The organism is Agrobacterium sp. 6Ca8 (assembly GCF_055382765.1).
In genome coordinates, this window is record NZ_AP026434.1 from 660,210 (window position 1) to 671,969 (window position 11,760).

The 11,760-nt window shown below is 59.7% G+C and carries 12 protein-coding genes and 1 riboswitch; of the genes, 4 read left to right on the forward strand and 8 right to left on the reverse strand.

Features of this window, described 5'->3' with window-relative positions; all coding sequences use genetic code 11:
• The first annotated feature begins 1 nt into the window (after position 1).
• A complete protein-coding gene (locus ACZ5A6_RS17215) occupies positions 2-1,366 on the forward strand; it encodes a sigma-54-dependent transcriptional regulator (protein ID WP_019564658.1) in 1,365 nt (454 codons plus the stop codon).
• A 100-nt stretch (positions 1,367-1,466) separates the two neighbouring features.
• On the opposite strand, the gene ACZ5A6_RS17220 is transcribed toward ACZ5A6_RS17215, so the two are convergent.
• Positions 1,467-1,961, reverse strand: a complete 495-nt coding sequence (locus ACZ5A6_RS17220) for a BA14K family protein (RefSeq protein ID WP_019564657.1) — start codon at positions 1,959-1,961, stop codon at positions 1,467-1,469.
• Between the two features lie 176 nt (positions 1,962-2,137).
• Here ACZ5A6_RS17220 and ACZ5A6_RS17225 point away from each other — a divergent pair, with 176 nt between their 5' ends.
• Complete coding sequence (locus ACZ5A6_RS17225; RefSeq protein WP_025595694.1) at positions 2,138-2,848, forward strand: GntR family transcriptional regulator; 711 nt, start codon at positions 2,138-2,140, stop codon at positions 2,846-2,848.
• A 52-nt stretch (positions 2,849-2,900) separates the two neighbouring features.
• Here the strand turns inward: ACZ5A6_RS17225 and ACZ5A6_RS17230 are convergent, their stop codons facing one another.
• Positions 2,901-4,157: a D-amino acid dehydrogenase gene (locus ACZ5A6_RS17230; protein WP_019564655.1), complete on the reverse strand. Its 1,257-nt coding sequence runs from the start codon at positions 4,155-4,157 to the stop codon at positions 2,901-2,903.
• 7 nt (positions 4,158-4,164) lie between these two features.
• Entirely contained in the window at positions 4,165-5,331 is a 1,167-nt protein-coding gene (gene alr, locus ACZ5A6_RS17235; protein ID WP_019564654.1) for an alanine racemase, read from the reverse strand.
• Between the two features lie 127 nt (positions 5,332-5,458).
• Between alr and ACZ5A6_RS17240 the strand changes: the two genes are divergently transcribed.
• Positions 5,459-5,917, forward strand: coding sequence for an Lrp/AsnC family transcriptional regulator (locus ACZ5A6_RS17240; RefSeq protein ID WP_003500727.1), 459 nt, complete (start codon positions 5,459-5,461; stop codon positions 5,915-5,917).
• Between the two features lie 226 nt (positions 5,918-6,143).
• Here ACZ5A6_RS17240 and thiD read toward each other — a convergent pair whose 3' ends face one another.
• The 5 genes from thiD to ACZ5A6_RS17265 are packed head-to-tail and all read right to left on the reverse strand — an operon-like array spanning position 6,144 to position 10,056.
• Entirely contained in the window at positions 6,144-6,941 is a 798-nt protein-coding gene (thiD, locus tag ACZ5A6_RS17245; RefSeq protein ID WP_019564653.1) for a bifunctional hydroxymethylpyrimidine kinase/phosphomethylpyrimidine kinase, read from the reverse strand.
• Positions 6,938-7,600, reverse strand: a complete 663-nt coding sequence (gene thiE, locus ACZ5A6_RS17250; protein WP_013761553.1) for a thiamine phosphate synthase — start codon at positions 7,598-7,600, stop codon at positions 6,938-6,940. The genes thiD and thiE overlap by 4 nt, the downstream gene beginning before the upstream one ends.
• Positions 7,587-8,327: a hydroxyethylthiazole kinase gene (locus tag ACZ5A6_RS17255; protein ID WP_019564651.1), complete on the reverse strand. Its 741-nt coding sequence runs from the start codon at positions 8,325-8,327 to the stop codon at positions 7,587-7,589. The genes thiE and ACZ5A6_RS17255 overlap by 14 nt, the downstream gene beginning before the upstream one ends.
• A gap of 2 nt (positions 8,328-8,329) precedes the next feature.
• Entirely contained in the window at positions 8,330-9,274 is a 945-nt protein-coding gene (locus ACZ5A6_RS17260; protein WP_019564650.1) for an ABC transporter substrate-binding protein, read from the reverse strand.
• Complete coding sequence (locus tag ACZ5A6_RS17265) at positions 9,271-10,056, reverse strand: ABC transporter permease (RefSeq protein ID WP_019564649.1); 786 nt, start codon at positions 10,054-10,056, stop codon at positions 9,271-9,273. The genes ACZ5A6_RS17260 and ACZ5A6_RS17265 overlap by 4 nt, the downstream gene beginning before the upstream one ends.
• Before the next feature lie 128 nt (positions 10,057-10,184).
• Positions 10,185-10,287, reverse strand: a riboswitch (TPP riboswitch).
• 181 nt (positions 10,288-10,468) lie between these two features.
• Between ACZ5A6_RS17265 and ACZ5A6_RS17270 the strand changes: the two genes are divergently transcribed.
• Positions 10,469-11,758, forward strand: coding sequence for a TadE/TadG family type IV pilus assembly protein (locus tag ACZ5A6_RS17270; protein ID WP_019564648.1), 1,290 nt, complete (start codon positions 10,469-10,471; stop codon positions 11,756-11,758).
• The last annotated feature ends 2 nt before the right edge of the window (positions 11,759-11,760 follow it).

Genomic DNA, 11,760 nt, shown 5'->3' on the forward strand with positions numbered 1-11,760 from the left:
CATGATGGCAGGTGGAACCATATTTCTGGTGGATGACGACTCCCAGCTGCGCAAGGCGATGGTGCAGACGTTGGAACTCGACGGATTGCCCGTTACCTCCTTTTCCCGCGCCGAACAGGCACTTGCGGCGCTCAACGAGGATTTCGACGGCGTCGTCATCACCGATGTGCGCATGCCCGGCATGACCGGGCTTGAGTTCTTCGACCATGTCCGCAAGATCGATGCCGATCTGCCGGTTATCCTCATCACCGGCCACGGTGATGTGCCGATGGCGGTCGATGCCCTTCACAACGGCGCCTATGATTTCATCGCCAAACCATTCCCCGCCGAACGCATGGTTGAAAGCGCCCGCCGCGCACTGGAAAAGCGCCGCCTCGTGCTGGAAAACCGCGCGCTTCGCCGGGCGAGTGCTCAAGCCGAGGACGATTTACCTCTGATTGGCCAGACGCCCGCCATGGAACGCCTGCGCACCACGCTCCGGCACATTGCTGATACGGATGTAGACGTGCTGGTGGCAGGTGAGACGGGCAGCGGCAAGGAAGTGGTGGCAACGGCGCTGCATCGCTGGAGCAAGAAGCGATCCAGGGGCAATTTTGTGGCACTGAATTGCGGGGCGCTGCCGGAAACGGTGATCGAAAGCGAGCTTTTCGGCCATGAGCCGGGTGCTTTCACCGGTGCGCAGAAAAAACGCGTTGGTCGCATCGAACATTCAAGCGGCGGCACGCTGTTTCTCGACGAGATCGAAAGTATGCCGCTTGCCGTACAGGTGAAGATGTTGCGCGTTCTGGAAATGCGCGAGGTCTCGCCACTCGGTTCAAATGAGGAGCGACCGGTCGATATTCGCGTGGTGGCGGCGGCGAAGGTGGATCTCGGCGACCCGGCCGAGCGTGGCACGTTTCGCGAGGACCTATATTACCGGCTGAATGTGGTGACGCTGTCGATACCGCCGCTGCGCGAGCGCAAGGCGGATATTCCGCTGCTGTTTTCGCACTTCGTCACCAAGGCCGCCAACCGGTTCAACATGCCGGTACCGCAGATCAGCGCCGGCGTTTCCCGCCGCCTTAACGACTACGACTGGCCGGGCAATGTGCGCGAACTCGGGCATTTCGCTGAAAGGGTAGTATTGGGGCTGGAGATGGATGCGGCCACCACGACTGTTTCGCAATCGAGCATTCCGGCTTCCGGCACCCTGCCGGAGCGAATGGATGAAATAGAAGCGCAGATCATTCGCGAAACGCTTGTGCAATCTAATGGCGACGTGGCCGAAACCATTGCGATACTCGGCATTGCCCGCAAGACCTTTTACGACAAGCTGCAACGTCACGGCATCAACCGGGCGGATTATGTGAAAAACGGCGCTGCTTGAGGTGCCGCAGGATCTGGGGTGACACTTAATGAAAAGCCGCGGACGTTTCCGTCCGCGGCCTGATTATTAACAGCGATAACTGCGCAGACGTTATCCCAGATCAACCCGCTACGCAGAAATGACGCTGGCCGTCATTGCCGACATAGGTGCCGGAGCGGCCGTTGAAGCTGCGATAACGTTGCGAGCAATAATCGTACCAGGCATTCGTCCACGGCTCGATGGTGCGGTAGGTACGGCGTTGCTGGTAGTAGCCGGAATTATTGTCATAGACCGGTTGGGCACGGTAAACCGGTGCCGGACGATAGACAGGCTGCGGCTGTGGCTGATAATAGCGGTAGTCCGGCTCTTCGTACACATAGCTCGGTTCATAGCGACGCGGCGGGTCGATATAGACTCGCTCGTCGTCTACCGGTGCCGGGCGGGAAAGGGCTGAGCCAACGGCGACACCGGCGGCAAGGCCAAGCACGCCACCCAGAATGGCGGCATCGCGACGGTCGCGGCGGCCCCAGTCATCGGCGGATGCGCTGTTGAAGGGCACGATGGTGGCGGCGGCGACGGCGATAGCCAGAACGGTTTTAGCTGCAAAGGACGACATGATCTTCTTCCATCCGGATGGCAGGGCGCTGCCAGTTGCAAATTCAATGGTTAAAGAAATATAGCGCGCCTGCTGAACGGGCGCTGAATGAATTGTGGCGGCTGGCGACAGCTCGCAATTCCTGTTTGCGCAAGCCGCGCTTCGCGCTAGAACTCAAGTTCAAACAGGACAATTCCATGAGCCTTGCCCATATAACCGTCAATTCCGATTCATCCCACGAAGACCGTGCCCAGGCTATTCGAGATACGCTGCGCGACGCCATTGTCGACCGACGGCTTGCCCCGGGAACGAAGCTGTCGGAATCGGAAGTGGGAACGCTGTTCGATGTCAGCCGCACGGTGGTGCGGGCGGCTCTTCAGATGCTGGCTTACGAAGGACTGGTCAAGGCCGAGCGCAACCGCGGCGCTTTTGTCTCCAATCCCACACCGGACGAAGCGCGGCAGGTTTTTGCTTCGCGCCGGCTGATCGAGCCCGGCGTTCTGGACGCCGCAATCGAAAAGATCACGCCTGCGGCGGTGAAGCAGCTGAGAGAGCATCTGGTTCAGGAAAGCCGCCACCAGCATGAGCGCGGCCCGCACGCCAGGCGCGCGGAAATCAAGGCATCAGGCGATTTCCACCTGATGCTGGCCTCGCTTGCCGGCAATGCCATCCTCGAAAAATTCATGGACGAACTGGTCGCCCGCTCGTCGCTGGTTATCGCGCTCTACGGGCGCTCGGGCGTTTCAAGCTGCGGCCACAACGATCATGCCGACCTGCTCGATGCACTGGAGGCGAAGGATGCGGCAAAGGCCCGTGCCTTGATGCTGCAGCACCTCGATCACATCGAGGCCGATCTCGACCTTCGCATGAAGGAAGGATTGGCGCTGAAGGATGCACTGGCACTTTGAGCGGCCACCATCCCCGCCCTTCAGGCGGGGATAAGCGCCGCCCTGTCGCACTTCAGGCTGCGTAACGGCTGAGTGCCAGATCGTGCGTGTCTATCTCGGGCTTGTTCCCGCTGATGAGATCGGCAAGCACACGGGCCGAGCCGCAGGACATGGTCCAGCCAAGCGTACCGTGGCCGGTGTTGAGATAAAGATTGCTGTAGCGGGTGGTGCCGATAACAGGCGTGCCATCCGGCGTCATCGGGCGCAGGCCGCACCAGAATTTCGCCTGGCTCTGGTCACCTGCGCCGCCGAACAGGTCTTCCACCGAATGGGCCAGAGTTTCCTGTCTTGCTGCGGGCAGATCCTTGCTGAAACCGGCGATTTCCGCCATGCCACCGGCGCGGATGCGCGAGCCGAGCCGGGTGATTGCCACCTTGAACGTTTCGTCCATCACGGTCGAAACGGGCGCGCGTTCCTCCTTCACGATCGGAACCGTGATGGAGTAGCCCTTGACCGGGTAAACCGGCAGGGTAAGGCCGAGCTGGCGGACGAATTGCGGGGAATAGCTGCCCAGTGCGGCGACGAAAATATCGGCTTCCACCAGCCCCTTGGTGGTCTCCACGGCCTTGATACGGCCTGCCTCGACGATGGGGCGCATGATGCCGGTATCGTAGATGAAGGTGACTCCCGCCTCTTCAGCCATGCGCGCAAGTTCGGTGGTGAACATGAAGCAGTCGCCGGTTTCATCACCGGGCAGGCGCAGTCCGCCGACGATCTTTTCCCTGGAAGGAGAAAGGCCGGGCTCGATGGCGGCGCAGCCTTCGCGGTCGAGAATTTCGAAAGGCACGCCACCTGCCGTCAGCACGTCCACATCCTTGCCGATGGCGTCGAACTGCTTCTGGGTGCGGAAAACCTCCAGTGTGCCCTGCATGCGCTGGTCGTATTCTATCCCGGTTTCGTCGCGCAGCGCCATCAGGCAATCGCGGCTATATTCGGCAATGCGCACCATGCGGCTCTTGTTGATGGCATAACGCGCCGATGTGCAATTGCGCAGCATCTGGCTCATCCAGCGCCACGCCGCCGGATCGGCGGTCGGGCGGATGATGAGCGGGGCATGCTTCATGAACAGCCATTTCATGGCCTTCATCGGAATGCCGGGCGCGGCCCATGGCGAGGAATAGCCGGGGGAAACCTCGCCGGCATTGGCAAAGCTGGTTTCAAGTGCTGCCGCCGGCTGGCGGTCGATCACCGTCACCTTGTGTCCGGCTTTGGCCAGATACCAGGCGGAGGTCACGCCGACGACGCCGGCTCCGAGGATAGTGACGTTCATGATCGTCTCACTTATGGCTGACAGATGTTGAAGCGACGGCCGGGTTTTCGCCCGGCTGAATATAATTGCGGCGGTAACGGCGTCCGAGGCCGGTCAGGATTTCATAGGCGATCGTGCCCGCATCCTCGGCAATGTCTTCCAGCGTCTGGTCAGGCCCGATCATCTGCACGAAGCTGCCTTGCGTCAATGTTCCCAAGGGCAGGGCGGATATATCGAGAATGATGCTGTCCATTGAAACGCGACCAGCAATGGGTAGGCGAACGCCATTATACCATGCCGCACCGCGATTGCTGAGCGATCGCGGCAGGCCATCGGCATAACCAGCCGCGATCGTCGCAAGCCGCGTCGGCCCGGCCGCTTCGAAAGAGCCGCCATAACCGACCAGCGATCCGGCGGGAACGTCGCGGGTTTGAATAACGGCGACATCAAGCCGGACAACCGGTTTCATCGGGTTGGGACGGGTAACTGAGGGCGCGCCGCCATAAAGCGCGATGCCGGGGCGTAGCAGGGAGTTGTGATAGTCGTTGCCCAGAAAGATGCCGCCGGAATTGGAAAAGCAGACGGATACATCAGGAAAAGCGACAGCGGCTTTTCGCATCACAGAGAGTTGGGCGGCATTGGAGAGGTGATCCGGTTCGTCGGCGCAGGCGAGGTGGCTCATCACGAGGGCGATGTCGATACCATCAAGCAGTTGCGGCCGGGAGGCGAGGACTTCAAGCTCCTCGGGAGAGAGGCCGAGACGGCACATGCCGGTATCGATCTGCACTGCGGCGGGTAACGTCTTGCCAAGATTTTTGGCGTGGGCCGCCCATTGGGCGATCTGCTCGAGCGAATTCAGAACCGGTGTGACGGCCATGGCTGCGCAGGAGGTTTCGTTACCGGGCTGAAGCCCGTTGAGGACGAAAATCCGCGCTTCCGCTGAAAGACGCAGCCGGAGCGCCAGCGCTTCATCGATATGGGCGACGAAGAAATTCCGGCAGCCCGCTTCAAACAGCACCTGCGAGACGATATCCGCGCCGAGTCCGTATGCGTCAGCCTTGACGACCGCTGCCGTCTGCGATGTGGGCGCCATTGCCGCAAGTGCGAGATAATTATCGCGCAATGCGCCAAGATCGATGGTCAGATGGCCGCTTGCACCACCCGCTGCCTGCTGGCGGCTGATCTGCATGTCCATGGTCGTTCACCCTCATTTTTATCATATGAGAGTATTGCAACGATTGTCGAATTTCTTGGCTATTGTTCGAATAAGATGCGATAAAAATGCAATCTACGCAACTTTCATTGTCGTATTGGAATTTTCTATGTCGTCACTCGACGCGACCGACCGCCACATCATCCGCCTGCTCCGGCTCAATGCCCGCATCAGCAATGCGAAACTTGCTGCGGAAGTCGGCCTTTCGGCCTCTGCCTGCCTTCGCCGGGTCGATATTCTGGAACGGGAGGGTATCATCCGGGGCTATACGGCGCTGACCAGCGGCCTTGCCGGCGGCGAGGTGATCTCGGTCATCGTGCAGATCACGCTTGATCGCCAGACGGAGGATTTTCTCAACAGGTTTGAGAACGCGGTGCGGCGTTATCCAGAAATCCGCGAATGTTACCTGATGACGGGCGGGTCGGATTATTTCCTGCGATGTGAGGCGGAAAGTGCGGGCGATTTCGAGCGCATCCATAAGGAGATTCTGTCGAAGCTGCCGGGTGTTTCGCGGATTCATTCGAGTTTTGCGATCAGGAATGTGCTGGCGACGCCGAAGGCGCGGTGAAGGCGGATGCGCAGAGCGTGCGGCTCACCCCCTCTGTCCTGCCGGACATCTCCCCCTCAAGGGGGGAGATCGGGTGAGGTTTTCGCCTCGGTCCCCATTAACGTCGGTATCGCGATCTCGTTCGCCAACTAAAACGCCCGGGGCAGGCCACTTGTCGATCTCCCCCCTTGAGGGGGAGATGTCCGGCAGGACAGAGGGGGGTAAGCCCTACGCTCCACTCTAACCTTCACCCCCACCACCGATAAAAATGATGCACCGGTCCTCGACCCTGACCGACGGCAAGCTCCCGGCCAGCATCAAGCGCTCCATTCAGATAGTCCTTCGCAAGACCAACCGCCTCCGCCAGGTTATGCCCCATGGCCAGATGCGCGGTAATCGCCGCCGCCAGCGTGCAGCCGGTCCCATGGTCGTTTTTCGTGTCCACTCGCGTAGCGGAAAGCGCCTGCACGGTGCCGTCTGCAAACAGATAATCCGTACTCTGCGGCCCGTCGCCATGGCCGCCCTTGATGAGCACGGCTTTCGCGCCCACCTTCAGGATCATCTCGGCCTGACGGGTGATCTCCGCCTCGGTGTCTGCAATAGGTAAGCCGGTGAGAAGCGCTGCTTCAGGCAGATTCGGCGTGACGATGGTGGCGAGCGGCAGCAGGTCGCGCCGCAATGTCTCGATCGCATCCGCATGCAATAGACGGTCGCCGGAGGTCGCAACCATCACGGGGTCGAGCACCACCGGTTGGGGCTGCTGCCGAAGCCTTGCAGCTATGGCCGCGATGGTTTCGATCCGCGATACCATGCCGATCTTCACCGCATTGACGGCAAGATCGGAAAAAACCGCATCCATCTGCGCGACGATGGTGGCGACGGAAATATCCTCCACTGCCGTCACACCTTTGGTGTTCTGGGCGGTGATGGCGGTGATGACGCTGGCGGCATAGGCGCCGAGTGCCGAGAAAGTCTTGATGTCGGCCTGAATGCCCGCGCCGCCGCCGCTGTCTGAGCCGGCGATGGTCAATGCGATTGCTGTCATGACTGTCTCGCTTTCAGCGCTGCATCGACTGCCGCGCGGAAGTCCCTGGTTGTGCTGGCAATATCGCCTGCGCGGAAGATTGCAGAAATGACGGCAACACCATCCGCACCGGCAGCGATGACGTTCGGCACGCGGGCAAGATCGATACCGGCGATGGCGCCCACCGGCATGCCCGGCCGCAATTCGCGGAGCAGAGTGCGGAGCGTCGTAAAGCCGTCAAGGCCGACAGGCTTGTCTGGATTGACCTTGGAAACGGTTTCGAACACGCCACCAATGCAGGCGTAATCGGCGGGCATGGAGGCCGCCCGCTCGCCATCGGCGCGGTTCTTGACGGTGAGGCCGATGATCGCCTTATCTCCAAGGATGCGTCTGGCGGTTTTGGCATCCATATCATCGGCGCCGAGATGCACCCCGTCCGCGCCAGAGGCGAGCGCCACATCCACCCGGTCGTTGATGACCAGCGGCACGCCCGTGCCGGCAATAGCTTCGCGAATGGCGCTGGCGTTTTCGATCATCTCCCGCGTGGAGGCGTGTTTGTCGCGATATTGCAGAATGGTCGCGCCGTTGAGTGCGGCCGCCAGAGCAAGCTCGCCCAACGGCGCAACATCGCCGAGGCTCGCATCGACCAGCGCGTTGAGACGGTAATCAACCTTGTTCATGCTCAATCCTCGCATGGTTTATTATGTCTTCGCCGGAAATTTCTGAAAGCACATCCAGAAATGCCGGCTCGAATGTGCCGGGGCCTTTGGCGTTTTTCGCTGCCAGTTCGGCTGCGACACCCGTGATGGCGAGGGCGGCGGCGGCGGCCGTCAGTGCGTCTTTTTCCACCGCCATGAAGGCGGCGATGACGCCACCCGATAGGCAACCCGTGCCTGTCACCTTCGCCATCCACGGGTGACCGTTGACGATTCTGACACTCCTTGTGGCGTCGCGCAGGTTATCGACAGGTCCGGTCTCTATCCTGATGGCGTTCGGAACAGCACCGATCAGGCTCATCTCAGCGCTGTTGCCGCGCACGATGGTGGGTCCAAGCGAGATCAGGTCACGCGCGAACGCCAGTCGCGATGGCGAATAGTCGCAATGCACGGGGTCCAGAATCCACGGCTTGCCAGCCGCGCGGGCGATCTCGACGGCAAATCGAATGACTTTGCGCCGGTCGGCGTCGAGCGTGCCGAGATTGATCGTTACCGCATCGGCTTTCGTGACGAAAGCACCGATTTCTTCGAGTGAGGTTGTCATCGAGGGGATGCCGCCGACGACGGTAATGCCATCCGCGGTGAATTTCTGTACCACGGTGTTCATCAGGCAATGCACGCGCGGGCGCGTCTGCCTTACCCTTTCGAGGATCTCTGCGGCCTTCGCCGCAGTCGGAAAACTGTTTGCCATGGTTATTGCAACTCCACGGCAATGTCTTCCGCCGCCGGCGCCTGCTTGATCAGTTGCATGTCCTGCATGAAGGTGCCGAAGCGTGTGTAGCGGGTGCGATCGAGTGCGGCTGGACGTTTGGCGAAACGCGGCAGCGTATCGAAAAACGCCTGTTTGTTCAGCGCGTCGTCAAGGTTCGGATAGGCCTTGATGAAAAGCTGCCAGGATTCTTGCGGGTGGTTGGTGATGAAAATCGCCGCCTGCTCAACGGCCGAGAGAAAACGCGGCAGGCGGCTATCTTTCACGAGATCTAGATGGGTGACGAAGATGAGCTCGTCATAGGCGGGCACGCCATGTTCCTCGGGGAAGAACGAGCGGCCTTCGTGGCCCTCAAGCTTCATCTGCGTCAGTTCGAAATTGCGGAAACCGCCAAGCGTGGCATCGACCTTGCCGGCGATCAGGGACGGCGAGAGTGAGAAATTGACGTTGACCAGTTCAACATCGTCCTTTGTCAGTCCCTCCTTCTCCAGCATGCGCTTCAGCATCGCATCCTCGAAGCCGGAAACGGAGAAGCCGACCTTCTTGCCCTTCAGGTCCTTCAGGCTCTTGATTGGACCATCGGCCAGAACGGTGACGGTGTTCAGCGGGGTTTCCACCAGCGTGCCGAAACGGACGAGCGGCAGCCCTGCATCGTGGTCGAGATAGAGGTTCGGCTGGTAGTGTACACCGATATCGGCCTGCTTTGCCGAGACCAGACGCGGTACGGCGGATGGGTCTGCGGGCGGGATCAACTCGACCTCCAGCCCTGCATCGGCGAAAAGGCCGCGTTCCTTGGCAATCACCATCGGGGCATGGTCCGGGTTCAGGAACCATTCCAGCAATACGGTAAGCTTGTCGGCCGCCTGCGATTGCGCGGGCGAAAGCACGCTTGCTGCCGCGACGACGAGGGAAAGAAGAGTTCGTTTCATGGTGCCGAAAGTCTCCGCAAATGTTTGAAAGGAATGACGTGGTCTGTTTCTTTGGCCCAGGGGGCGAGGTTGGCCGTTGCCCGGTCGACGACAAGCCGCAGCAGCACCGCAATGACGGCGAGGATGGTCATGGCGGCGAACATTGTGTCGGTCTGCATGCGGGCATTGGACTGGATCATGACAAAACCGAGCCCGGCGGAGGCGCCCACCCATTCGCCAATGACCGCGCCGAGCGGGGCGAGCGGAGCTGCGACCCTCAGCCCGGAAATGAGTGAGGGAAGCGCCAGCGGCACACGCAGCCGGATTAGGATTTGCCAGTGGCTCGCCTCCGTCAGCGAGGCGGCATCGAGGATTGTCCGATCCGTGCGGTTGAGGCCGTCGGTGAAGGCTGAAGCGACGGGGAAAAAGATGATGATCGCCGTCATGACAACTTTCGAGGCCATGCCGAAACCGAACCAGAGTACGAGAATAGGGGCCAGCACGAAGACCGGAAATGCCTGCAACACGAGAACCATGGGCCAGACGAGGCGGCCAAAACGCGGGACGGCGGCAATCGTAAAGGCAACGAGAATGCCGGCGGCAATGCCAGCCGCAAGCCCGACAGCCATTTCACCTGATGTCACCATGGCCTGTCCGAACAGGAAGGCTGGCTGGCGCAGGAGTGCTGCGGTAACATTGGCCGGCGAGGGCAGGATGTAGCGGGGCGGTGCAAACAGCCAGATGCCCAGCTGCCAGACAATCAGAATAAGAACGACGCCCTTCAGCGCATGGGAGGCACGCATCGGCCGGGGCTCAGACGCAGCCGTACCGTATACGAAGGGAAGGATGTTTCATCATCATCGTTCGGTCTCCAGCTGTGGCGATCACGGAGATCCGGGCAAAGCGGAGAAGAGAAAGGGCAGTAACGCAAAGGCGCTACAGTTTCCGTTCCTACGCCGGCATGACCCGGATCAGGTTCAAGGGTCCGGCTCATCGCCATCTCAGCACCGTCAGGTGCTCCCCTCGGAAGAGACTGTTTTGCTAGGAGGGTTTTGAAGTAATGTCAACGTTGAAAGTTAACGAGAATATTGGCGAATTTGCCGCGAACATATTAGTTGTTTATTATATTAAGTTTATCAAAAATTAGTTATTTATTGAAACCGCTTTTCAATTCCGCTGTATTAGCTTCAGCTCCCAGATTGGTTGGGGGCGAACTTGAAAAACTTCTGGCAAGAGAAATCTGGAAATTTTGGCATTCTGACCGCGCTGCTCATGGTGCCTCTGTGCGGGGCTGCCGGTGTGGCGCTCGATATTACGCGCGGCATGTCGGTCAAAGCCGATCTGCAGCAGGCGGCGGATTCCGCGGCTCTGGCGGCAGTCGCCGATATGTCCGCAAGTGTTCAGGCGGCAAAGAAGATGTCGGGGGACGGTGTCATTCCCGTCGGCAATGAAGAAGCCCGGGCATTCTTCGATGGCAATCAGCGCGGCGACGCGGACTACACCATTACCTCTGTCGATGTCTCGGTGATCAAGCACGGCAATGTGGTCGAGTCGTCCGTCAGCTTCAAGGCGTCGGTCAGCACGACCCTCTCAGGGCTTCTGGGGAAGGATTTCGTTTCGGTTGCCGGCACGGCCACGGCCAAATACGAAACGGAAACCTTCAGCGATTTCTATCTTCTGCTTGATAATACGCCCTCCATGGGAGTGGGCGCGACACCCACGGATGTTGCCACCCTGGTTGCGAACACTGGCGATAAATGCGCTTTTGCCTGTCACATCGTGAAGGACGGCGTGGCAGACCCGAACAGCTATTACTTCAAGGCCAAGAAACTCGGGGTTACGACGCGTATCGACGTGGTTGCCAAGGCAACCGCCAGCCTGATGGACACGGCAAAGTCCACGCGCAAAAGCAGCAATCAATATCGCATGGCCGTCTATACCTTCGGGGAACGGGCGGAAGATACCAAGCTGCTTGAGGTCGTTTCGCTAACCTCGGATCTGGACGCAGCAAAGAAAAAAGCTGGTGAAATCAACCTGATGTCAATCCCCTATCAGGGATACAACAACGACCAGCAAACAGATTTCGACCGGGCACTGATCCAGATTGGAGATAAGGTCGGCAGTTCGGGCACGGGCGCAAGCTCGGCAAATCCGGATAAGGTTATTTTCTTTGTTTCAGACGGGGTGGGCGACAGTTACAAGCCGTCCTCCTGTACTAAAAAACTGACGGGAGGCCGCTGTCAGGAGCCGATCGACATCAAAGACTGTACGAAATTGAAGGAAAAGGGTTTTCGTATCGCGGTGCTTTATACCACCTATCTGCCGCTGCCGACGAATGACTGGTATAATAGCTGGATCAAGCCCTTTCAGGCGGAAATCGGCTCACGCATGCAGAGCTGCGCTTCCCCGGGCCTGTACTTCGAAGTCAGCCCGTCCCAGGGCATCAGCGACGCGATGACGGCATTGTTCAAGAAAGCCATTACATCACCACGCCTGACGGGCTGATG